The 22,316-nt window shown below is 73.7% G+C and carries 20 protein-coding genes and 1 pseudogene; 7 read left to right on the top strand and 14 right to left on the bottom strand.

What is annotated here, in order from left to right; all coding sequences use genetic code 11:
• Window positions 1-17: 17 nt before the first annotated feature.
• From ACFUJY_RS22000 to ACFUJY_RS22035, 8 genes are all read right to left on the bottom strand, one after another.
• On the bottom strand, window positions 18-1,298 hold the full coding sequence (locus tag ACFUJY_RS22000; RefSeq protein ID WP_383302228.1) for an MFS transporter: 1,281 nt from the start codon (window positions 1,296-1,298) through the stop codon (window positions 18-20).
• Window positions 1,299-1,622: 324 nt separating this feature from the next.
• Window positions 1,623-2,387: a VOC family protein gene (locus tag ACFUJY_RS22005; RefSeq protein WP_383302175.1), complete on the bottom strand. Its 765-nt coding sequence runs from the start codon at window positions 2,385-2,387 to the stop codon at window positions 1,623-1,625.
• A 117-nt stretch (window positions 2,388-2,504) separates the two neighbouring features.
• Window positions 2,505-2,987, bottom strand: coding sequence for a hypothetical protein (locus ACFUJY_RS22010; protein WP_383302178.1), 483 nt, complete (start codon window positions 2,985-2,987; stop codon window positions 2,505-2,507).
• A complete protein-coding gene (locus ACFUJY_RS22015; protein ID WP_383302181.1) occupies window positions 2,984-5,452 on the bottom strand; it encodes a molybdopterin oxidoreductase family protein in 2,469 nt (822 codons plus the stop codon). The genes ACFUJY_RS22010 and ACFUJY_RS22015 overlap by 4 nt, the downstream gene beginning before the upstream one ends.
• 9 nt (window positions 5,453-5,461) lie before the next feature.
• Entirely contained in the window at window positions 5,462-6,658 is a 1,197-nt protein-coding gene (locus ACFUJY_RS22020; RefSeq protein WP_383302184.1) for an aromatic acid exporter family protein, read from the bottom strand.
• Between the two features lie 26 nt (window positions 6,659-6,684).
• Window positions 6,685-7,155 carry a DUF5709 domain-containing protein gene (locus ACFUJY_RS22025; protein WP_383302187.1) on the bottom strand — a complete coding sequence of 157 codons (471 nt, stop codon included), beginning with the start codon at window positions 7,153-7,155 and terminating at the stop codon, window positions 6,685-6,687.
• Between the two features lie 120 nt (window positions 7,156-7,275).
• Window positions 7,276-7,458 (bottom strand): hypothetical protein, encoded by a 183-nt coding sequence (locus tag ACFUJY_RS22030; RefSeq protein ID WP_383302190.1) that lies wholly within the window; start codon window positions 7,456-7,458, stop codon window positions 7,276-7,278.
• Window positions 7,459-7,544: 86 nt separating this feature from the next.
• Window positions 7,545-9,821, bottom strand: coding sequence for a catalase (locus ACFUJY_RS22035; RefSeq protein WP_383302192.1), 2,277 nt, complete (start codon window positions 9,819-9,821; stop codon window positions 7,545-7,547).
• 213 nt (window positions 9,822-10,034) lie between these two features.
• On the opposite strand from ACFUJY_RS22035, the gene ACFUJY_RS22040 reads away from it, so the two are divergent.
• The 3 genes from ACFUJY_RS22040 (at window position 10,035) to ACFUJY_RS22050 (ending at window position 12,817) form a co-directional block, all read left to right on the top strand.
• Window positions 10,035-11,360 carry an APC family permease gene (locus tag ACFUJY_RS22040; RefSeq protein WP_383302194.1) on the top strand — a complete coding sequence of 442 codons (1,326 nt, stop codon included), beginning with the start codon at window positions 10,035-10,037 and terminating at the stop codon, window positions 11,358-11,360.
• A gap of 92 nt (window positions 11,361-11,452) precedes the next feature.
• Window positions 11,453-11,812: a YrdB family protein gene (locus ACFUJY_RS22045; protein ID WP_383302231.1), complete on the top strand. Its 360-nt coding sequence runs from the start codon at window positions 11,453-11,455 to the stop codon at window positions 11,810-11,812.
• 171 nt (window positions 11,813-11,983) lie between these two features.
• Window positions 11,984-12,817: a class II glutamine amidotransferase gene (locus ACFUJY_RS22050; protein WP_383302197.1), complete on the top strand. Its 834-nt coding sequence runs from the start codon at window positions 11,984-11,986 to the stop codon at window positions 12,815-12,817.
• 59 nt (window positions 12,818-12,876) lie between these two features.
• On the opposite strand, the gene ACFUJY_RS22055 is transcribed toward ACFUJY_RS22050, so the two are convergent.
• Window positions 12,877-13,434 (bottom strand): type 1 glutamine amidotransferase domain-containing protein, encoded by a 558-nt coding sequence (locus ACFUJY_RS22055; protein WP_383302199.1) that lies wholly within the window; start codon window positions 13,432-13,434, stop codon window positions 12,877-12,879.
• A gap of 227 nt (window positions 13,435-13,661) precedes the next feature.
• Between ACFUJY_RS22055 and ACFUJY_RS22060 the strand changes: the two genes are divergently transcribed.
• Window positions 13,662-14,627: an iron-containing redox enzyme family protein gene (locus tag ACFUJY_RS22060; RefSeq protein WP_383302202.1), complete on the top strand. Its 966-nt coding sequence runs from the start codon at window positions 13,662-13,664 to the stop codon at window positions 14,625-14,627.
• On the opposite strand, the gene ACFUJY_RS22065 is transcribed toward ACFUJY_RS22060, so the two are convergent.
• Window positions 14,624-15,331, bottom strand: coding sequence for an ANTAR domain-containing protein (locus tag ACFUJY_RS22065; RefSeq protein ID WP_383302204.1), 708 nt, complete (start codon window positions 15,329-15,331; stop codon window positions 14,624-14,626). The two genes, ACFUJY_RS22060 and ACFUJY_RS22065, sit on opposite strands and share 4 nt — an antisense overlap.
• Window positions 15,332-15,434: 103 nt before the next feature.
• Between ACFUJY_RS22065 and ACFUJY_RS22070 the strand changes: the two genes are divergently transcribed.
• On the top strand, window positions 15,435-16,568 hold the full coding sequence (locus ACFUJY_RS22070; RefSeq protein WP_383302206.1) for a PAS domain-containing protein: 1,134 nt from the start codon (window positions 15,435-15,437) through the stop codon (window positions 16,566-16,568).
• Window positions 16,569-16,703: 135 nt separating this feature from the next.
• The gene (locus ACFUJY_RS22075) at window positions 16,704-17,807 is read left to right on the top strand and encodes a glutamate--cysteine ligase (protein ID WP_383302208.1); all 1,104 of its coding nucleotides are present in this window, start codon (window positions 16,704-16,706) and stop codon (window positions 17,805-17,807) included.
• Between the two features lie 58 nt (window positions 17,808-17,865).
• Here the strand turns inward: ACFUJY_RS22075 and ACFUJY_RS22080 are convergent, their stop codons facing one another.
• From ACFUJY_RS22080 to ACFUJY_RS22090, 3 genes are read right to left on the bottom strand one after another with little or no spacing between them, the layout of a single operon-like run.
• Window positions 17,866-19,338: an aminotransferase class I/II-fold pyridoxal phosphate-dependent enzyme gene (locus ACFUJY_RS22080; protein ID WP_383302210.1), complete on the bottom strand. Its 1,473-nt coding sequence runs from the start codon at window positions 19,336-19,338 to the stop codon at window positions 17,866-17,868.
• A gap of 49 nt (window positions 19,339-19,387) precedes the next feature.
• Complete coding sequence (locus ACFUJY_RS22085; protein ID WP_383302212.1) at window positions 19,388-20,269, bottom strand: SDR family oxidoreductase; 882 nt, start codon at window positions 20,267-20,269, stop codon at window positions 19,388-19,390.
• 46 nt (window positions 20,270-20,315) lie between these two features.
• The gene (locus tag ACFUJY_RS22090) at window positions 20,316-21,545 is read right to left on the bottom strand and encodes a cytochrome P450 (protein ID WP_383302214.1); all 1,230 of its coding nucleotides are present in this window, start codon (window positions 21,543-21,545) and stop codon (window positions 20,316-20,318) included.
• Between the two features lie 399 nt (window positions 21,546-21,944).
• Between ACFUJY_RS22090 and ACFUJY_RS22095 the strand changes: the two genes are divergently transcribed.
• Window positions 21,945-22,124: a hypothetical protein gene (locus ACFUJY_RS22095; protein ID WP_383302218.1), complete on the top strand. Its 180-nt coding sequence runs from the start codon at window positions 21,945-21,947 to the stop codon at window positions 22,122-22,124.
• 47 nt (window positions 22,125-22,171) lie between these two features.
• Here ACFUJY_RS22095 and ACFUJY_RS22100 read toward each other — a convergent pair.
• Window positions 22,172-22,316 (bottom strand): annotated as a pseudogene (locus ACFUJY_RS22100) (IS110 family transposase); the annotation flags it as partial.

The raw sequence follows: 22,316 nt of genomic DNA on the forward strand, positions 1-22,316 counted from the left end.
GCGCGGCGCCGCCCGGATCAGGCGACCGGGGTGAGCGCGGGCACGGACACCGGGGCCGCCACCGGCTCCTGGGCCGGGACGGGCCGGTCCGCCCCGGCCACCCTCCGGGCCACCGCACGCCCGCGCAGCCCGCCGGCCGCGATGGCCCCGGCGATCAGCAGCCCGCCGGCGACCAGCGCGCCCCGGGCGCCCGCGAACTCGACCAGCAGCCCGAGCAGGGGCGGGCCCGCCAGCTGCCAGCCGGTGCTCGCGCTGCGCCAGACGCCGAGCACGCGGCCGCGCATCTCGGGCTCGGGCTCGGTCTGCAGCACCGTCGACCCGGCCGTGTCGGACACGGACTCCACCACGGCCATGGGGATGACCAGCGCGATGAGCACCATGAGCCCGGGCGCGAGACCCGCCGCGACCTGGAGGAGCCCGCCGCACGCGGCGAGGACGCTCACCAGGCGCACGGTCGGGTTGCGCAGCCGCCCGGCGACCACGGCGCCCAGGATGCCGCCGACGGCCAGCACGGTGGAGACCGTGCCGAAGTCGCTCTCGTCGGCGCTGAGCGGGCCGATGACCAGCACGGCGAGCGTCAGCTGGTAGTTCCGGCCGAAGATCGAGCTCACCGCGGTGATCCCGGCCAGGGCGACCAGCCCCGGCTTCCCGAGGAAGTAGGCCACTCCGGCCCGGGCGTCCCCGCCGGCCGGCGCGCGTTTCGCCGGCGCGGGACGCTTCTCGGGGGACGGTTGCCGGACCCGCGCCGCCTCCCCGGCCGGCCGCAGGAAGGGGATCACCGCGGTGACGCAGAGGAAGGAGATCCCGTTGACCACGTACGCCGACCCGGTGCCGAGCGTCCCGACGGCCACCGCCGCCAGCGCGGTCCCGGCGAGCCGCCCGGCGCTGTGCACCATCGAACCGAGCGCGATGGCCGAGGGCACGTCCGTCCGGGGCACGAGATCGTTGCCGAGGAGCGAGGTCGCGGGCCCGTCGATGGTGTTCACGATGCCGGTGATCGCCGCGAGGACGAGCAGCACGGGCATGTTCAGCAGCCCGGCCCCGATCAGGGCGGCCGTCGAAAACGCGATCACGGCGAGCACCGCCTGACTGACCGCGGCGGTGACCTTGAGCGGCCAGCGGTCCACCACGGCACCGCCGAAGACCCCGAGCAGCAGTCCCGGCCCGGCCTGGACGGCGAGGGACAGGCCCGTCGCCGCGGCCGAACCGGTGATCTGGAGCACCAGCAGGTTCTGCACGGTGAGCTGCATCCACGCCCCGGTGTTCGACACCAGGTTGGCGGCGGACCACCAGCGCATGCTGGGGACGGCCAGGCATCGCCAGGGGCTGCTGTCGCGGCGGCGCGTCTTCCGGGCGGACTCGGGAACAGAGGCGGCAGGAGGCACGGGGAGCACATTTCCGACGGGGGCGGTGAAGCAGCACGCGTCGGATCACGGAACGGTGTCTCGGTAACGCCTCGGCTGCGAAAAGCCGGCGGGCAACGGCCCGCCGGCGCATTTCATCTTCACAAACATCCCGCCGAGGTACCGGCCTAGGCGCCCGCCCGCCCCGCCCCGCAGCCCCGGAAACCCAGTCACCGCAAGGAATTTCGCGCGATGGTGGGTTTCCTCACACGGCAGCCGTCAACGGTCCGAGACCGTGAAGAGCGCGCCCTCCGGATCGCGGAGCACGTACGCGGTCCCCGGCACGCCCTCCACCGGTGTCGCCTCGCCCCCGGCGGCCACCGCGGCCTTTGCCGTCCGCGTGCTGTCGGGCACCAGGAAGTCCACGATCCAGCGCGCCCGCACCCGCGGGTCCGCAGCGTCCTCCACCCCGCCGCCACGCAGCGTGACGACGGTGTGCCCGCCCGCCCGGACGAGGACACGCTCCTCCGCGTAGTCGACCGCGCACCGGCTGTGCGGCCTCGCCCAGCCGAAGACCTCCGCGTAGAAGATCGCCGCCTCAAGGGCGTGGCGCGACTGGAGATCCACCCTGGCCGGGGCGCGCGGCCCGTCGGCCCAGACGGGCGCCGGGCCCTCCCAGAAGCCGAAGGCGGCCCCCTCCCGGTCGGCGGCGATCGCCGCCCGCCCCTTGCCCAGCGGCAGCGGGCCGACGGCGAGTGTGGCGCCGCGCTCCCGGACGCGGTCGGCCGTATCGTCCGCGTCCGGCACGGCGAAGTACGGAATCCAGGCCGGGGGCGGGCCGCCGGTGCCCGGGCAGCCCCCGATGCCGGCGACCGCCCTGCCGTGCGCACGCGCCAGTACGAAGTCCTCGCCGAGGGTGCTCTCGTGGAACTCCCAGCCCAGCGTCCGGCCGTAGAAGGCCCGCGCGGCCCGCAGGTCGTGGGTCGCGAGGCTCACCCAGCAGGGCGCGCCCGCCACGGGTGTCCGCCAGTCCAGATTCGGCATAGGGCGCGCTCCTTCGCCGGGGTCCTCTAGAACGATGCGCCCGCGCCCCGGCCCACGCACGCGCTCACCCCGGCGCCCGCATCCGATTCCGCACCGGACCGGCCGCCGGAGAGCCGGTCAGCTCGTCAGGACCTGCGGTGAGACGACCTTGATCATCGCGTTCGCCCAGCGCTGCTGGCGCAGGGTCTGCGGGTGGCAGCGCTCGGTCAGGTCGAGCAGTTCCTGATCGCGGGCGGCCTGGGCGGTCTGGGCCAGCAGCTCCCAGTCCACGGACACGGCCGCCGCCTTCAGATAGGTGTCGCGCAGATCCCGCAGGAGCAGCAGGCCGGTCTCCGGACGCCGTCCGACGAGCTCGCCGCCCTTCTCCCGCAGCCAGGCCGCGGCCGAGGACTCCTCCTTCGGCTCGGGGGAGAGGTCGACACCGTGATCCGCCGCCGCCTCCGCCAGTTCCCGTACGTGCTGCCGCGACCAGGCGGCCAGGTCGCGGGCCACGTGGTGCACCTCGTGGTCGGTGGAGTGCGTGCTGGAGAGGCGCATCAGCCGCACCGCGAGCCCGTTCTCCCCGTGGTGCACCTCCTTGAGAACCAGGTCCAGCTTCATCGGGTCTCCTCCCGGTACGCGTGCTGCTCCTCGTCCGCCCCGCCCGCGCCGCCGCCCGTGGTCGCGGGCACGGCCGCGCCGGCGACCGGGGCCGAGGCGGTGGTGGTGGGCGCCGGCGCGGGGGAGCCGGAGGGCCCGAGCCGGCGCAGCCGGGCGGCGGCGGTCTTGAACAGCGGCTGCTTGGAGACCGGGTCCCACTCGGTGGGCGTCAGCTCGTTGCCGGCACGCCCGTCGCCCTTCGGCTCGAACCCGCCGTCGGTGTCCCAGTAGCCGTAGTGGAACGGCAGGAACAGCACCCCGTCCCGGATGCCGCTCACACGCGCCGCCGCCCGGACGGTGCCGCGCGGGGTCGTCACCTCCACCAGATCGCCCTCCTGGACGCCGTACGAGGCCGCGTCGCCGGCGGAGACCTCCACCCACACCTCCGGGGCGGCGGCCTGGAGCTGGGGGGCCCGCGCGGTCTTGGTCCGGGTGTGGAAGTGGTAGAGCGTCCGCCCGGTGATCAGCGAGAACGGATACTCCTCGCCGGGCGGTTCGTGCGGCGGCAGATACTCGGCCGCCTTGATGACCGCCTTCGCCGACGGGTTCATCGCCCGGTACTCGGTCTCCTCCAGCGGCGCCCCGGTCACCAGATCCCGCCCGTAGCTCTCGCAGTAGTCCGGGTCGCTCCAGAAGCGGCCGTCCGCGTACAGCCGCTCCGTGCCGTACGGATGCCGCTCGTTGCACGGCCACTGGATGCCGCTCCCGCCGCGCAGCTTCGCGTACGTGATGCCCGTGTAGTCGCACGGGCGCCCCCGGCTGCACTCCTTCCAGCCCTCGAACGCCGCCTCCGGGTCGCTCCACGGGACCAGCGGGCCGCCGTCCTTGTCCCGCAGGTCCAGCCGGCGCGCGAAGTCGCAGAAGATGTCCAGGTCGGGCCTGGCCTGGCCGGGCGGCTCGACCGCCTTCTCCGACAGGTGCACCGTGCGGTCGGCGTTGGTGAAGGTGCCCGTCTTCTCGCCCCAGACCGCCGCCGGCAGCACCACGTCGGCCAGCTGCGCCGTCTCGGTCAGGAAGGCGTCCTGGACGACGAGGAACAGCCGCTCCTGCGCGAGCACCGAGCGGATGCGCCGCAGCTCCGGCAACGACACCGCCGGATTGGTGCCGCTGACCCACAGCAACCGGATGGAGCCCTCCTCCACGTACCGGAACATCTGCATCGCGTGGGTGGGCGGGCCGTAGTGCGGCACCCGGAGCGGGGCCAGGTTCCACAGGCGGGTGAGCTCGGCCATGTGCGCGTCGTTCTCCCAGTTGCGAAACCCCGGCATGTCGCCGTTGGCGCCGCACTCGCGGGTGTTCTGCGCCGTCGGCTGGCCGTTCATCTGGAGAATCCCGCAGCCCGGCTTGCCGAGCATGCCCCGCACCAGGTGCAGGTTGTTGACCTGGACCGAGGCCGCGGTGGCCTGGTGCGACTGGTAGAAGCCCTGGAGCACCGTCGACAGCAGCCGCTCCGCCGTGCCCAGCAGACGGGCGGCCTCCCGCAGCCGCTCGGCGGGCACCCCGCAGATCTCCGCCACGTGCTCGGGCGTGTAGGCGTCCAGCCGCTTCCTCAGCTCGTCGAAGCCGACGACGTTGCGGTCCAGGTAGTCCTGGTCGGTCCAGCCGTTCTCCACGATCTCCCGCAGCAGACCGTTCATCAGGGCCACGTTCGTCCCGGGCTTCGGCGCCAGGTGCACGGTCGCCGCCCGCGCCACCGGGGTGGGGCGCGGATCGACGCAGACCACGGCCGGCGGGTTCGGCCCGGCCAGCCGGTCCAGCACGCGCGTCCACAGCACGGTCTGCGTCTCCGCCATGTTGTGCCCGAACAGCGCGATCGTGTCCGCGTGGTCGATGTCGGTGTACGAGCCGGGCTGCCCGTCGCTGCCGAACGACTCCTTCAGCGCCTCGGCGGCCGTGGACGTGCACAGCCGGGTGTTGCCGTCCAGGTGGTTGGTGCCGATGCCGCCCCGGGCGATCAGCGTCAGCGTGTAGTACTCCTCCGCGAAGAGCTGCCCCGAGGTGTAGAACCCCACCGCCGACGGCCCCTGCTCGTCGAGGAGTTCCTTCGTGCGCCGCACCACCCGGTCCATCGCGGTGTCCCAGTCGCTCTCCACGAGCCGGCCGTCCCCGTCGCGCACCAGCGGACGGGTCAGCCGGTCGGGGGAGCCGTTGGCCTGCCAGCCGAACAGGTCCTTGGGGTCCAGCCGTCCGTGGTTGACCCGGTCCTGTGCCCGGCCGCGCACCCCGACGATCCGGCCGTCCTTCACGGCGATGTCGAGCCCGTCCCCGTTGGAGTGCAGGATCGCCGCCGACTGCACCCACCGCTCGACCTGATCCGGCGTCACCCCGTCGGCGAGCCGGGTGTCCACCCGTACGGGCCAGGGCTCACCGGGACCGTAGGGGGTCCGGGTGCCCCAGGGCTGAGCGATGCGGTCCGTGCGTGTCATGCGTACTCCTCAGATCCGGCCGGTGCGGGCGCCGCCGGTGAGAAGCGCCGAGCCGTCCTCGCCGGGTTGCAGGTCGTCCAGCAGTGCCTGGCAGCCGGCCACCAGGCTGCCGAGCGAGGCGCCGGCGTCGGGGCCCGGCCCGCGCAGCTGCCGCTTGGCATCGGCCAGGGCGCGCCGGGCGTCGGCGAGCCGGTCGGCGCGCTGTTCCAGGCACTCGTCGTCCGGGCCCTCTTCCATGATCGTCGCGTCGGTCGCGCAGACCTCCGCGGCGGCGGCCATCACGGCGCTCAGGTCCGCCAGGGACGGGCCCGGCGGCCGGGGCAGACCGCGTCCCTCCGACGCGGTCTCCCAGAGCGTCAGCGTCAGGGTCAGCAGCCGGTTCGCCACCTGCGCCCAGACCACGTCCCACCGTTCGGAGGGCGAAGGGGTGCTGCGGCGCATCCGGTGCCCCGGGTTGAAGCGGAAGCTCTCCGTCGCCCACCCGCGTGCCGCGCGCAGGTCCGACAGCGCGCCGGGCAGTTCCCCGGCGGCCCGGTGCCAGCGCTCCGCCCGCTCCTCGTCGTACTCCTCGGCCATGCCCTCGCTCAGGTCGCGCAGCAGCCGGGAACAGTCCCTCGGCAGCGCGCACGCGAGGGTCCTCACGTGCAGCGAGTGCACCGGCGGCAGGACGATCGCGTTCACCGCGATCCCGACGACGGCCCCCACCACCGTCTCCAGCAGCCGGTGTCCGACGGCGGGCAGCGAGTACGTCCCGTAGGCCAGGACGAACAGGGCGGTGGTGGGCGCGTACAGGCCCTGCTCGCCGACCGGCAGCCAGTTGCCGAGGAGCACGGTGAGCGGCAGCGCGATCAGCATGGCCGCCATGGTGTTGCCGGTGAGCACCGCCGCGCCCGCGGCGAGAAGGGTGCCGGAGGCCATCATCGCGAGCAGTTCGACCGCCGAGCGCAGCGACCGGTAGACGGTCCCCTGCACGAGGGCGACGGCGGCCCAGGGGGCCATCAGCGCCATCGGCGCCGCCAGCCACCACCCGGTGAGGGCCCAGGCGAGGGCGGCAGCGGCCGCGGCCTTCAGGGACTGCACCAGCTGATACCGGTCGGGGAGGCGTGCGCCGGAGGCCAGGGCCCCCAGCCGCTCCCGTACGGCCGCCGCCCGGCGGCCGGCGCTCGTCCCGGTCTCCAGCACCGACAACCCCTCCTGTACGCGCATGATCCGTGGCGGCGGGCCCGTTCGGGTCAGCCCTCGCGCCCTTGGTCCTCTTCCTCGTCCGTGGTGTGTACGGCGGCCTCCTCGGCCGAGGCCGCGCCGCCGTCGATGCCCACGTCGTCGGCGTAGACGTCGGTGCGCCGTCCCGGCACCTCGTCCGCCGCGCTCAGCCGGCCCGAGCGGGTCCCGCCTTCCTCCGGCTCCAGCGGCTCGCCCTCGCCGCCGTCCAGGTCCCCGATGCCGTCGCCGTCCGGCGGCCCGACGTCCTCGACCTCCTGGGCCAGGCGCTGGTCGAGGGATTCGCCGCGGCGTTCCTCCTCGCCCGTGGTGCCGTACTTGTCGACGCCCAGGGGGCGCTCGGGCGGCGAGTAGCCCTCCTCCATCTGGTCGTCCAGGCCGCGCTCGCCCAGCGTGTTCTCCAGGTCGAGGTCGTCGTTGGGCGGGTCCTGGCCGTCGTCCTGCGGCTGGTAGACGTCGTCGCCACGTGCCTCTGTCGGCATGATTCGTCCTTCCGTCGGAGGCGTCATGGATGCCGGGACCGCCGCACGCGGCGGCCCTCCGCATCCTGCGAATGCCCTGCCGGGCACGGGGAAAACGCGCCCTTTGTCACCCTATGGGTGCTACTGGTCCGCGTCCTCCTGGGCCCCTTCGTTCGGGGTCAGCGCATCGCCGGCCTCGCTGTCCCGGCCGTGCCGCTCCCGCCTGGTGTCCGCCACGTCCGTCTCGGCCTCCTCCGCCTCGCGGACGACCTCCTCGACGGCCGTCCGGGGCGGCTGCTCGTGCTCTCGGTCCCGGTGGTTCATGCGTCTCCTCCTGTCGGTGCCGTCTGCGGGTTCCCCCCGCGCGTGCCCCGGTCCGGGCCGGCTACGCGCGCCGGCCCGGAGCGGTCTCAGAGCGCGGGTGTGAAGCGGTCCCAGGCGCGGTGACCTGCGAGGAGTTCCGTGATGCCGTCCAGCACCGTGGACGCGGCCCCGCCCGACACGACGCCCGGCGCGTCCGAGGCGAGGCCGGCCTTCTCCAGCACCGTCGCCCCGTCACCGCAGGCACCGACGGCCTTGCCGTGCCGGAACGCCTCGGTCACCAGCAGCAGGACGCGCGGGTCCACACCGGTGGACCGGGCCCCGTCGTCCGTCTTGGCGTCACGGGCCCCGTACGCGTCCGGGGCCGGCGCGGGCGCCCCCGCCAGCACGATCGCGTCGAACTCGATCGACCGGGCCGTGGTGAAGGTGCGCTGCACGGTGACCGCGTCGTTCCCGGAGCCCAGCTTTCCGCCCGAGGGCGCGATCACCAGGGGGACCATCCCGGCATCGAGGACGGCGCCGCGTGCCTCGCGCACGGTGTCCAGGCCGCTCTCGCCGTCCGTGACGATGCCCACGATCCGCCCGTCGACCGGCCAGGTGCGGCCCAGCTGGGACAGGGCCGGGCTGGGCTCGGGCGAGGCCAGGGGCTCGGTCGCCCCGGGTGCCGGCAGGCCCAGCCCCTCGGCGACGTGCGCGCACAGTTCGGGGTCGATGTTGGCGAGCACTTTGAGGCCCCGCTCCTTGACCGCCTGGTCCCAGCACTTGCCGAGCTCGAAGGTGTACGCGGCGGTGATGTGCTCCCGCTCCGTGGGCGTCATGCTCAGCCAGAACAGCCGGGCCTGGCTGAAGTGGTCGTCGAACGAGGCCGCCGCGTCCCGCACCTTCCGGGCCGCCGGGACCTCGACGGGCACCTCGATGTAGGCACCGGTGTCCGCGCCGGCGGTGAACGGGCAGCCGCCGTCCAGGGAGTTGGGCCGGTAGGGCGCCACGCCCCGGTGCACGGCCGTCTGGTGCATCCCGTCACGCAGCATGTCGTTGACCGGCGCGTGCGTGCGGTTGATCGGCAGCTGGGCGAAGTTGGGGCCGCCGAGCCGGGTGATCTGGGTGTCGACGTACGAGAAGAGGCGCCCCTGCATCAGCGCGTCGTTGGTGACGTCGATGCCGGGCACCAGATGGCCGACGTGGAAGGCGACCTGTTCCGTCTCGGCGAAGTAGTTCGACGGGTTGGCGTTCAGCGTCATCAGACCGATCGGGCGGACCGGTGCCAGCTCCTCAGGCACGATCTTCGTGGGGTCGAGCAGGTCGATGCCCTCGAACATCTGGTCCTCGGTGTCGGGGAACGTCTGCACACCCAGCTCCCACTGGGGGAAGGCGCCCGCCTCGATCGCGTCGGCCAGGTCCCGGCGGTGGAAGTCCGGGTCCATGCCGGCGGTGATCTGGGCCTCCTCCCACACCTGCGAGTGCACGCCCAGCTTCGGCTTCCAGTGGAACTTCACCAGCGTGGTCGCGCCCTCGGCGTTGACCAGCCGGAAGGTGTGGACCCCGAAGCCCTCCATCATCCGGTACGAACGCGGGATGCCCCGGTCCGACATGTTCCACAGGGTGTGGTGCGTCGCCTCGGTGTGCAGGGTGACGAAGTCCCAGAACGTGTCGTGGGCGCTCTGCGCCTGCGGGATCTCCCGGTCCGGGTGCGGCTTGCCCGCGTGGACGATGTCGGGGAACTTGATCGCGTCCTGGATGAAGAAGACCGGGATGTTGTTGCCGACCAGGTCGAAGACGCCCTCGTCGGTGTAGAACTTCGTCGCGAAGCCGCGCGTGTCGCGCACCGTGTCGGCGGAACCGCGTGAGCCGAGCACGGTGGAGAAGCGGACGAAGACCGGCGTCTCGACGCCCTCGGCGAGGAACGCGGCCTTCGTGATGCCCGCCGCCGCGCCGTACCCGCGGAAGACACCGTGGGCGGCGGCACCGCGGGCGTGGACCACCCGCTCCGGGATGCGCTCGTGGTCGAAGTGGGTGATCTTCTCCCGCAGGTGGTGGTCCTGGAGCAGCACCGGGCCGCGGGGACCGGCCTTCAGCGAGTGGTCGGTGTCGTACAGCCGGGCGCCCTGGGCGGTGGTGAGGTAGGCGCCGCCCTGGGCCACCTGGTCCTGGGAGGCGCCGGTCGGCTGCCCGGTCGGGCTCATCGTCTCGGGACCGCGCTGGTCGTGCTTGGGCGGCAGCGGCCCGCGCGGCTTCGTGGGCTCGTCGACCTGGGCGGGCTCGGGGCCGGGAGCGCCGGGGATCTCGTTGCCCTGGCCGACGGCTTCCTGGACCTTTCCGGCGATCTTCTCCGCGGCGGCCGACACCGGGTTCTTCTTGTCGCTCACTGGATTCCAATCTCGCGGGGGGAGGGGCATGCCGTGCGCGGAGTGGTCGGCGCGCGCTGGGGACGGCATCGCCCGACCACGCGTACCCCCTCGTCCCCGGCCGGACACATCGGTTGAGCCATCCGCATCGGCGACCCGTTCCAACGAGCGACCGGCCGTCCTCCGGCCGCTCCTCGGCTGTCTGCCGGCGGACGCACCGGGTATACGGGCTCCGTGAAAGCTCCCCGAACCACGCCCGAGAGCGCGGACGCCCCGACGAGCCTCAAGAAGGACCTCACCACCCCGCTGCTCTACTTCTTCATCCTCGGAGACGTCCTCGGCGCCGGCGTCTACGTCCTGGTCGGCGAAGTCGCGGCCGACGCCGGCGGCGCCGTCTGGGTGCCCCTCCTGGTGGCCCTGTGCCTGGCGCTGCTGACCGCCGCCTCGTACGCGGAACTGGCCACGAAGTACCCGCGCGCCGGCGGTGCCTCCCACTACGCGACGCTGGCCTACGGACCCTTCACCGGGTTCGTCGCCGGTTTCTGCATGCTCGCGGCCGGAGTGGTGTCGGTGGCGGCCCTGGCCCGGGGGTTCGCCGGCGACTACCTCTCCGAGTTCGTGACCCTCCCGCTGGTCCTGGTGACCATCGTCTTCCTGGTGGCGCTCGCGCTGCTCAACGCCCGGGGCATCAGCGAGTCGACCCGGGCCAACGCCGTCGCCACCGTCATCGAGGTCGGCGGCCTGCTGCTGGTGATCGGTCTCGGCGCCTGGATCGTGCTGCGCGGCGACGGCGACCCGGGCCGGCTCACCGACCTCGGCACGGAGAGCGAAGGGCCCGTCCTGGCGGTCCTGAGCGGCGCGGTCCTCGCGTACTACTCCTTCGTGGGCTTCGAGACCTCCGTCAACGTGGCCGAGGAGACGCGCGACCCCCGCCGCTCCTACCCGAGGGCGCTCTTCGGCGCGCTGATCACCGCCGGCGCCGTCTACGCACTGGTCGGCGCCGCGGCCGCGGCGGCCGTGCCGACGGAGAAGCTGGCCGAGTCCAGCGGGCCGCTCCTCGAAGTCGTCCGCACCGCCGGGGCCGTGCCCACCTGGCTGTTCAGCGCCATCGCACTGGTGGCCGTGGCCAACGGGGCGCTGCTGACCGGCATCATGTCCTCGCGGCTGGCGTACGGCATGGCCCGTGACAGGCTGCTGCCCCGCTTCCTGACGGCCGTGCTCCCGGGCCGCCGCACCCCGTGGGCGGCGATCGCCGCGACGACCGCCCTCTCCCTGCTGCTCGCGCTGACCGGCGACGTCTCCACGCTCGCCTCGACCCTCGTCCTCCTGCTCCTCGTGGTCTTCTTCCTGGTCAACACGGCACTGCTGGTGCTGCGCCGCGACCCCGGACGCCCCGGGCACTTCAGGGCCCCGACCGTCGTGCCCGTCCTCGGCGCGGCCTCCTGCGTCGGGCTCGCCACACAGATCGAGGGCGACGTCTGGCTACGGGGCCTCGCGGTCCTCGCCGTGGGCGCCGTCCTCGGCGCCGTGGCCGCGCTGCGGTTGCGCCGCGCCCGCTGAACGGGGCTTCCCGTAGGCTCACTTCGCGCACACGGGCGACACAAGGGGGCAGGGTGCACGACGGAGCCGCGGACGACCAGGTGATTCCTTCGGTGGCCGGGCGGCCCTGGTGGGCGGCGAACGAACTGCTCGCCTTCCTTCTGGAGGTGGTGGCGCTCGGCTGCCTCTTCTGGTGGGGGTTCACCCTGGCGGACGCCCTGGCGCTCCAGGTGCTCCTCGGCTCCGCACCGCTTGTCGCGGCGGTGGTGCTGTGGTCGCTGTTCGCGGCGCCGCGCGCCCGGTTCCGCCCGCCGCTCGCGGGGGTCCTGGCGGTGAAGGCCCTGGTGCTCGGCGGGGGTGCCCTCGCGCTGTACGGGGTCGGGCACCCGGCCGCCGCGGCGGTGCTGGGGGTCGTCGTCGTGGCGAACACGGCCCTGGCGGAGACGTTCCGGCGCAGGCCCACCGCGCCGTAGCGCTCGGCCCCCGCGGCGTTTCCGGCGGGCTCGGCCGGGCAGCCGACCCATGAAGTCGGTAGCGTGGACATAACGACGACGACCGGGCGTCCCAGGGACCGAGGCCCGCGGAAGCACCACCGGCGCGTCCGCAGCGGCCCCTGCCCGCCGCCCGGGAAGGGACGGTCGCACATGTGCCGATGGCTTGCCTATTCCGGCACGAGTGTCGTGCTCAGTGATCTCCTCTACAAGCCGGAGCACTCGCTCATCGACCAGAGCCTGCACTCCACCATGGGCGTGGAGACGACCAACGGTGACGGCTTCGGAGTCGGCTGGTACGGCTCCGAGCAGGAGACGCCCGCGATCATCCGCGACACCGGACCCGCCTGGAACAACCGCAACCTGCGGGAGATCGCGAGCCACATCCGCTCGCCGCTGTTCTTCGCCCACGTACGGGCGTCCACGGGGACGGCCATCCAGCAGACCAACTGCCATCCCTTCCGCCACGGCCGCTGGATGTGGATGCACAACGGTGCGATCGCGGACTTCCACCGGCTGCGGCGCGATCTGTCCCTGGCGCTCGACCCGGCGCTGTTCTCGGCCCTGGAGGGGTCCACGGACTCCGAGGTGATGTTCTACCTCGCGCTGACCTTCGGACTCGACCAGGACGTGCCGGGCGCCGTGGCCCGGATGGCCGGGCTGATCGAACGCGTCGGCCGCGCCGAGGGCGTGGAGCATCCGCTCCAGATGACCGTCGCGGTGTCCGACGGCGAGCGGCTGTGGTCGTTCCGCTATTCGAGTCTTGGCAAGTCGCGTTCGCTGTTCTACAGCAGCAAGGCCGAGACCGTGCGCGCCCTCCACCCCGACCTGGACTTCCTGCGGGGCGTGTCCGACAGCACCCGGCTGGTGGTGTCGGAACCCCTGGGCGGGCTGCCCGGCGTGTGGAAAGAGGTGCCGGAGAGCAGTTACGGGGTCGTGCAGCCCGGCGAGGACGAGTTCCGGCCCTTCGCGCCCGAACCGGTGTGAGACGCGCATGAGGGCCGCCCGGCCGGAACGCCGGGCGGCCCTCATGCGCGTCGGCTGTCTCAGCCGGCGAGCGCGGCGTCGACCTCCTTGAGGAACGGGTCGAGGTCGCCCGGGTTGCGCGAGGTGATGAGCTTCCAGCCGCCGGACTCGTCCGTCACGACCGGCTCGTCCACCCACTCACCGCCCGCGTTGCGCACGTCGGTCCGCAACGAGGCGTACGAGGTGAGCCGCTTGCCCTTGACGCTGCCGGTCTCCACCAGCACCCACGGCCCGTGGCAGATGGCCGCGACCGGCCGCCCGGAGCCGGTGAACGACCGCACGATGTCACAGGCCGGGCCCTGGAGCCGCAGCGTGTCGGCGTTCAGGGTGCCGCCCGGTACGAGCAGCAGGTCGTAGCCGGCCGGGTCGACGTCGTCCAGCGTGAGGTCGGGGCGTACGGATGTGCCCGGGTCCTTGTCGCCGACGAGCGTCTCGATGTCGTCCTTCTTCAGGGCGGCGACATCGACCCGCACCCCGCGCTCGCGCAGATGGCCCAGCGGTACGACGAGTTCGTCCTGCTCCACGCCGTAGTTGGTGACGATGGCCAGCACCTTGCCCTTGCTGCCGTTGTCGCTCATCTTCTGCCGTCCTTCCGTCCTACGGGGAACACGCCCGGTGACGTGGCTTCCGGGTCGCAGCCTCTGGGTTCCCCGCACGGGCGGGCTCATTCATCCGCACCGCCCGCCCGTGCTGTAGCGGCAACGGCGGCGGACCCACATGGTGGGAGAGCGGCGCCCCGGCGGTTGACCCGCCGGACGCGGGGTACCGGGCCGGTGCCCGAGCGCGACGTACGAGGAGAGACATCATGGCCGGTCAGAAGGGCGGACCCGGGCTTCCCCGGGCCCGCGGCGAACTTTCGGCGGCGGTCGTCGCCCATCTCCGGGAGGACGGGCCGCTGCCCGACCCGTCCCTGGCGGACGCGGCCGAGCCCTACGGCGACGACCTCCACCTCGCCCTGTACGTCTGCTACGAGCTCCACTACCGGGGCTTCGACGGCGTGGACCCGGCCCGGGAATGGGACCCCGCGCTGCTGGCGGTCAGGGCGGCCCTGGAACGCCGCTTCGAGTCCGCGCTGCGCCGCGACGTCCCGCCCGGGGCCGGCCTGGACGACACGCTGGACGCGCTGCTCGTGGAGCCGGTCGACGGCACGGGCGTGTCGCACTTCCTCCAGGAACACGCCACACCGGACCGGCTGCGCGCCTACGCCGCCCAGCGCTCCCTGTACCACCTCAAGGAGGCCGACCCGCACGCCTGGGTGCTGCCCCGGCTCAGCGGACGCGCCAAGGCGGGCATGGCCGCCATCGAGTACGACGAGTTCGGCGCCGGCCGGGCCGACCGCGTCCACGCCCGGCTCTTCGCGGACCTCATGACGGACCTCGGCCTGGAGACGGCGTACGGCCACTATCTGGACGAGGGCCACGCCGAGATGCTGGCCCTGGTCAACCTGATGTCCCTGTTCGGCCTGCACCGGCGGCTGCGCGGCGCCCTGGTCGGCCACTTCGCCGCCGTGGAGATCACCTCGTCGCCCGCCTCGCGCCGCCTCGCCCTCGCCATGAAACGGGCGGGCGCCGGGCCCGCCGCCGAGTTCTTCTACACCGAACACGTGGAGGCGGACGCGGTCCACGAGCAGGTGGTGCGGCACGACGTCGTACGGGGGCTGCTGGACGACGAACCCGCCCTGGAGGCGGACATCGTCTTCGGGATCGACGCCACCGGCTTCCTGGAGGACCGGCTCGGCGACCGGCTCCTGACGGGCTGGGGCAGCCCTTAGGAGGTCTCCGTCAGCAGCCGGCGCAGCTCACGTGTGCTGCCCCGGCCCCTCGCCCGTACGATCTGCGCCGCGACGGCGCTCAGCTTGCGGTTCGTGCGCTGGGAGAGCCCGCGCAGGACGTCGAACGCCCGGCCCGGGTCGCAGTCCAGCAGGTGCGTCACGATTCCGATGGCCTGGTCGATCACGGCCCGTGTGGCCATCGCCGTGCGCAGCTGCTCCGCCTCCGTCTCGGCGCCGGTACGGGCATGCTCGCGCAGAAGTCCGCCGACCGTCTCCCCGGCCAGCATCCCGACCGACTCCCGGCCCCCTGCGGTCAGCCGCCACGGCCGGAACGCGTACAGGGTGACCGTCGCCGCCACACCCTCCGTCAGGACCGGCACCGCCGCACAGGCACGCAGACCCCGTTCCAGCGCCGCCACCCGGAAATCCGGCCACCGCCCGTCGGCGACGAGATCGGCGGCCCCGACCGCCCGCAGCGAGCGGGCGGCATCGACGCCCGGCCCCTCGCCGGTCTCCTCCTGGAGCGCGGCCAGCACCGCGAGATCCGGGTGGGTCGAAGCGCTGTGGGCTTCCCCGCCGGGCCACCGCAGGCACACCGACGCGCCCCGGCACCCGGCCGAACACCGCATCGCCCGCCGCACGAGCCGGACGAGCCACGGCGCCACGTCCGCGCCATCGGTCACCGTGTCCATCGGCAGTGCCATCCTCAGCCTCCCTGCGAACCCCCGGTCTCCGCCGCGGCGGAACGGAGCGGGACCCGCCGCGCCGCTCGGCGCCGGGACACCGATGATCGGCTAGCTTCGTCGTATGCACGGGCCACCGGAGGACGAGAGCGGTCTTCAGGTCCTCGTCGCCCGCGCCCGGGAGCTGCGCGCGGCCCGGGACCATCCTCCCGCCGAATACCCGGTCCTGCTCGACGCGGCCCTCGCGGAGCTGGACCGCGCGATCGAGGCCCTGCGCCTGGCCGGGAACCCGCGGCAACCGCCCCGGGGACCGGGCGCGAAGACGGCGCCCCACTCGTTCAGGACCATCTTCGACCACCTTCCGTGGCCCGTCATCGTGACCGACGGGCAGACCGTGGTGCGCCGCCTCAACCAGGCGGCCGCCCGACTGACCGGTCTCCCTCCGGGGTACGCCGCGGGCCGGCCCCTCGCCGCGCTCCTGCGCCCCGCCGACCGGGCCGCCCTCCGCGCCCACGCGGCGGCCGTGGCCCGCGGCGAGGGAGCCCGCAGCCTCCCGGTCCGCCTCCCCGGTCCGCCGGACGGCCCGCTGTACGCCACGCTCACCGGGATCGACGCTCCGGCGGGGCGCGGACGGGACGTGCTCGTGGTGCTCGCACCGGCACCGGGCCCCCGCACCTCCGGCCGCGCCGGTGACCGGGCCGATCCCTCGTCGGTCGTGCGCCAGGCCGAGCTGACCGGCCTCCTGGACCGTACGGCCCGCGCCCTCCTGGCCGAGGAGCCCTCCGCCGGGGCCCTCGGCGCCGTGGCGGGGCTCCTGCGCGACGGCCTCGCGGACTGGGCGCTGCTCGACCTGGGGCCCCCGGACGGACCGGTCCGGATCGCCGTCCACGGCCCTCCGGCACCGGACGACGCGGGGCTGGAGAAGGCGTTCCTCCGGCAGGACCCGCGCAGCTGCCCCGTGTCGGTCGAGGTCATGGCCTCCGGCGCGGCGGCGGTGGAACAGCTGACCGACGACCTGGACCGGCTGGGGGCGGACGAGGACGGCGCCCCGCTCATGGTCCGCGCCGACGTCACGGCCCTGCTCTCCGTGGCGCTGACCGCGCCCGACGGCACGACGGTGCTGGGAGCGCTGACGCTGCTCCGGGGCGCGGCCGGGCCGCCGTTCTCGCTGCTGGAGGCGGGCGCCGCGGAGATCGCGGCGGGCCATATGGCCGTCGTCGCGCGGCGGGGCCTCGCGGAGGGGCCGGGCGTGCGCTGAGCGGCGGGCGCGGCGGACCGTGCCCGGAGAAAAGCCGGCCGCTCAGGGGTGCCGGTGCCGTGCGGTGGCACACGGCGAAGTGGGGGAGGGCGGGAGCCGCCCGGCGCGACGGCGCCCGCCCCCGGCCGATCGAGCATGGAGGACATGATGGTGCGGACTGTGGGTGTCGAGGAGGAGCTGCTGCTCGTCGACGGGCGGAACGGCGACCCCAGGGCGCTGTCGACGGCCGTCCTGGCCCTCGCCGAACGGCGCGCCGAGGGCGACTCGGCCTTCGAACAGGAGCTGCACCGCCAGCAGCTGGAATTCGCCACCGAACCGCGCACGGACATGCGGGAACTCGCGGACGAGATCCTGCGCTGGCGGGCGGAGGCGGCCCGCAGCGCCGCGGAGGCCGGGGGAGCGGTCGTCGCGCTCGCCACCTCTCCGCTGCCCGTCAGCCCGTCCATCGGCGAAGGCGAACGGTACCGCTGGCTCGCCGACAGGTTCGGGCTGACCACGCAGGAGCAGCTCACCTGCGGATGCCATGTGCACGTCTCCGTGGAGTCGGACGAGGAGGGCGTCGCGGTCCTGGACCGCATCCGCCCCTGGCTCGCGGTGCTGCTCGCGCTGAGCTCCAACTCGCCGTTCTGGCAGGGGCAGGACACCGCGTACAGCAGCTACCGCAGCCGGGTCTGGGGCCGCTGGCCCTCGGCCGGTCCCATGGAACTGTTCGGCTCCGCGCGCCGGTACCACGACGAGGTCGAAGCCCTCGTCGGCACGGGCGTCCTGCGCGACAAGGGCATGATCTACTTCGACGCCCGGCTCTCCCACCGGTATCCCACCGTCGAGGTCAGGGTCGCGGACGTCTGCCTCGACCCCGCCGACGCCGCGCTGCTGGCCACGCTGGTGCGCGGCCTGGTCGAGACGGCCGCCCGGGCCTGGCGGGCGGGCGATCCGCCGGAGCCGTACGGAGTGGGTCTGCTGCGCATGGCGGCCTGGCAGGCGGGCCGCTCGGGCCTGGAGGGGGAACTGCTGCACCCCGCCACCATGCGGCCCGCCCCCGCGCCCGCCGTGGTGCGGGCGCTGCTCACCCATGTGCGTGACGCGTTGGAGGACAGCGGCGACCTGGCGTCGGCGCGGGAGGGGATCGACCGGGTCCTGAAGAGCGGCACGGGCGCGCGCATCCAGCGCGACGCGCTCTCCCGCACGGGCAGCCTCCACGACGCGGTCACCGAGTGCGTCGGCCGCACCCGCGGCTGAGACGACGCGCGACGGCCTCCCGCCCCGAAGGGGTGGGAGGCCGTCGGGTGCCGGGCGCTCAGTCGTCCGCGCAGACCCGCACGGTGTGCAGCTCCGGGTCCGCCGGGTCCGGCAGGTTCATCCCCGCTGCCAGGCCGGTCAGGAGGTAGCGCAGCACCGGCTCCGTCAGCCGTTCGCCGGGCAGGACCACCGGGATGCCCGGGGGATACGGCGTGATCATCTCGGCGGCGACGCGCCCCGCGGCCCGCTCCACCGGGACGTCCTCGGTCGCGTGGAAGTAGGCGTCGCGCGGCAGCCTCGCCTGGTCCATCCGCAGCTCCGACGGGGGCGGGACCGCCACCTCGGGCCCCCGGGGCAGTGAGGGCGCCTGCCGGGCGAGGTCGCGCAGCGCCGTCAGCAGCCGCTTCGTCGTCTCCGCGTCGTCGGCGTGGGTGAGCTGGGCGCTGACCCGCCGGTGGTCCATCAGATGGGTGTCCAGGTGGTGGTGCTCGCGCAGCCAGTCCGCCGCCAGATAGCCGGAGATCCCGAGGCCGGAGATGTCGACGAGCACCGGCAGCGGGTCGAACTCGGAGCCGGCGCCCGGACCGCAGAAGTCGTCGCGGTCGTTGACGTGCATCCCGTCGATCGCCTCGATCTCCTCGCGCACCGAGGCGGCGAGGTCGAGGGCGCGCGACATCAGCGTGTGCCCCTCCAGCACCATCTGGCGCCGCCAGCCGTCCATGCCCGCGTACAGCAGGACGGACGGGCTCGTCGTGCCCAGCAGATCGGCCCGGGACGCCAGCGTGTCGTGGTCGATCAGGTCGCCCCGCAGATGGAACACCGACCCCTGTTCCAGGCCGCTGCCCATCTTGTGGATGCTGGTGACGCAGACGTCGGCGCCCGCGTCCATCGCCCACGTCGGCAGATCCGGATGGAAGGGCAGATGTGCGCCCCACGCCTCGTCCACCACGAGCGGGCGGGAGCGCCGGTGGCACACCTCGGCGATGGCCCGCAGATCCGCCGCCACCCCGTACGGGGTGGGGCTGGTCACCAGGGCGCCCTTCGCATCCGGGTGCTCCTCGAAGGCCCGTTCGTACGCCTCCGGGGACGGCGGGTGGGCGAGATGGCGTTCGGTGTCCCACTGCGGCTCGACCCACACCGGCCGGATGCCCGAGAGGATGAGCCCGGAGATCACCGCCTTGTGGGCGTCCCGCCCCACCAGCAGCTTCTGGCCGTGCGCGGCGACGCTCAGCATCGCCGCCTTGACCGACAGGGAGCTGCCGCACGTCGAGAAGAACGCGTGCTCCGCGTGCACGGCGTCGGCCATCAGGACCTCCGCCCGTTGCAGCACCCCCGACTTCATCCGCCGGTCGTCCAGGCCGCCGCTGGCCAGGACGTCGCCGAGGAACACGGCGTCGCCCAGTACGGCCCTGACCTCGGGAGCGGCGCCCCGGGCCTGCTTGTGCCCCGGGGGCGTGAATCCCAGCTCACCCCGCTGCCGGTAGGCGGCCAGGGCGTCGAGAACAGGTGCTTCCTGATGATTTTTCGGCATGTCCGCCGCCTTCCCGTGGTCCGCTCCGTCACTCCGTACGGCGTACGAGCTAGGGGAGTGGTGTACCGCCGGTCGCGTTCACGACTTCCCCGGTGATGTAACTCGCGTTGCCGGAGGCGAGGAACACGTACGCCGGAGCCATCTCGGCCGGCTGGGCGGGCCGCCCCAGGGGGCTCTGCTTCCCGAACTCCTTCGTGTCCGGCAGCGTCGCCGGGATCAGCGGCGTCCACACCGGTCCGGGCGCCACGGCGTTCACCCGGATGCCGTCGGACGCCAGCATCTGGGCCAGGCCCTGGGTGAACGTCACGATGGCGCCCTTGGTCATGGCGTAGTCCAGCAGATGCGGACTCGGCTTGTACGCCTGTACCGACGTGGTGTTGATGATCGACCCGCCCGCCGGAATGTGCGGCAGGGCCATCTTGCACAGCCAGAACATCCCGTACAGGTTGGTGCGCAGCACCCGGTCGAACTGCTCCGTGGAGATCGCGGAGATCCCGTCCGGCTGTGCCATCTGGTACGCGGCGTTGTTGACGAGGACGTCGATGCGCCCGAACTCCTGCACCGCGCTGCCGATCAGGGCACGGCACTGCTTCTCGTCGCGGATGTCGCACGCCTCGGTCAGCGCCTGCCGGCCCGCCTCCTCGATGAGCCGGGCCGTCTCCCGGGCCTCGTCCTCCTCGGTGTCGAGGTGGGTGATCAGCACGTCCGCCCCCTCGCGGGCGAACGCCAGCGCGACGGCGCGGCCGATCCCGGAGTCGCCCCCCGTCACCACGGCTTTGCGGTCCTTCAGGAGCCCATGGCCCCGGTAGGAGTCCTCGCCGTGGTCGGGCGGCGGGTCCATGGGGCCGGTCCAGCCGGGGTGTTCCTGTCCCTGCTGCGGGAAGTCGGGCTTCGGGAAGCGCTCGGTGGGGTCCTGGCCGGGTGTACTCATGGGGCCTTCTTCCGTGACGGGTCGTGGGGTGGGCGGGAGCGGGGGGTTACCGGACGTCCTCGATGACGAACCCGCTCCGGGGTGCGGTCGGGACGCGGTGGAGCGGGATGGAGAGGTCCTGTTCCGGCACCCGGTACGCGAGGCCGGACAGCAGCACCGCGAGCGCGGACAGCAGGGCGAGGGTGATGTCCTCGCCCGGGCAGCGGTGTCCCGTCGCCGGGTCGCCGCCGCCCTGCGGGACCAGCTCGTCGGGCCGTACCGGCGTGCCGTGGAAGCGCGCGGGGTCGAAGACGTAGGGCCGGGGCCACAGGTCCGGGTCGTGGTTCTGGCCGTACAGGTCGAGGAGCACCAGCGTCCCCGGCCGGATGGTGCGGCCCTCCCAGTCGAGCCGGTCCGCCGCCAGCCCGCCGATGAACGGAGCGAACGGGTAGAAGCGGCGGACCTCCTGCGCGAAGGCGAGGGCGTGGCCGGGGCCGCCGTCGCGGAGCGCCGCCCGGTGCTCCGGCCACCGGTGCAGGGCGTGCGCCGCGAACACCGCGAACCAGCTCACCGCGACGGTCGGACGCAGGACGTTGAGCACCTCGACGGCCGCCGTACGGGGATCGAGCAGTGAACCGTCGGCATCGCGGTGGTGCGCCACGGTACGGAACGGGGTGGCACCCACCCCGCCGTCGGCAGCGAGATCACCGCCCGCGCGTTCCCGCTCCACCAGGCGGGCCAGACGCCTCTCCTGGCGGCGCCGGGCGACCCGGGCACGCAACTGCCGGGGCCCGGCCGACGCGAACCCGTCCACCATGGCCACCAGGTCGCGCGCCGCACCGTCCGCCTCGCCCTCCGGCAGGGGCACCCCGGCCCACGCGTGGACGGCGCGCGTCAGCACCCCGGCCACCTCGTCGAACAGCACGACCCGGCCCCGGTCCGCCCACCCGGCCACCGCGTCCTTCCACTCCAGTGCGGTCCGGTCCGTCAGGGCCCGTACGCCCTCCGGGTCCTTCAGCAGGTGCAGGAACATCCCCTTGCGCACCCGGTGTGGCTCACCGTCCAGGGTGTGCACCGCCCCTTGGCCGAACAGCGTGTCGATGACCGGTTCCGGCAGCGCGCCATGGCGGCGTATGTGGTCCTCGTCGTAGAAGAAGCGGACGGCGGCCGGCCCGTGCAGCGCGATGACCCGTCTGCCGAGCAGACGGGTGCGGACCGGCGCACCGCCGCTGCGGCGCCGGCGGTCCGGCAGCCACGCGTAACCCCGCAGCAGGAGGGACAGGGTGCTGTCGGCCATGAAGTCTCCGTAGGACAGAGGTGGGGGTCCGTGCGGCGGCGTGGCGTCCGGGGCGGCCCGTCGGCGCCCCGCGTCGATCCTGGGCGCACCGGGCCCGGCGCGCGACTCGGAGTCCGCCGGACGGTGCTGCGGCTGTGGTCCCAACCGCAGCGCCTGCTCCCGCGTACGCCGGGAGCCTGGCCAGGCGGGTACCCGTCCCGACCAGGGACATGCGGGACCGGCCGGGCGTTTTCGTACGGCCCGGTCCGGCCGTCCGACCGGGGCGTGGGCCGCCGCCCGGACGACTCGGTCCCGGATTGAATCGGGCATTCCGGTTGAACCCGGATTCCGTGGGAACCCGTCGCACGGAACGGCTGTGCGGGCACGCCCGCAGGACGACCCGGGAGGAACCGAGGAGACATGGGAAGGCATGCCGAAATCGCCCGCGCCCTGGCCATGAGGGCGAAGGCGGCGAAGCTCAAGTCGGACGGCGCGGCGCTGGGCGACGAGCGCCTGAAGGCGGAGGGGCGCCGGCGCGAGACCGCCGGGCGGATCGCGCAGGCCGAGGCGAAGGCGGCACGGCGCGAGGTTCGTCACTGAACGGCGGCGCAGCCGTCACCCGACAGCGAGGAATCTCAATGATGAAGTCAAGCCGTCTGCGTGACCGGTGGGGCGGAGGTGAACAGCCTCTTGTCACGCAGCATCGCCCAGAGCACGTCGACTCGCCGTCGGGCGAGCGAGAGCAGGGCCTGGGTGTGCAACAGCCCTTCGCCGCGCTTCTTGAGGTAGTAG

The organism is Streptomyces sp. NPDC057249, from assembly GCF_042669245.1.
Classification (GTDB): domain Bacteria; phylum Actinomycetota; class Actinomycetes; order Streptomycetales; family Streptomycetaceae; genus Streptomyces.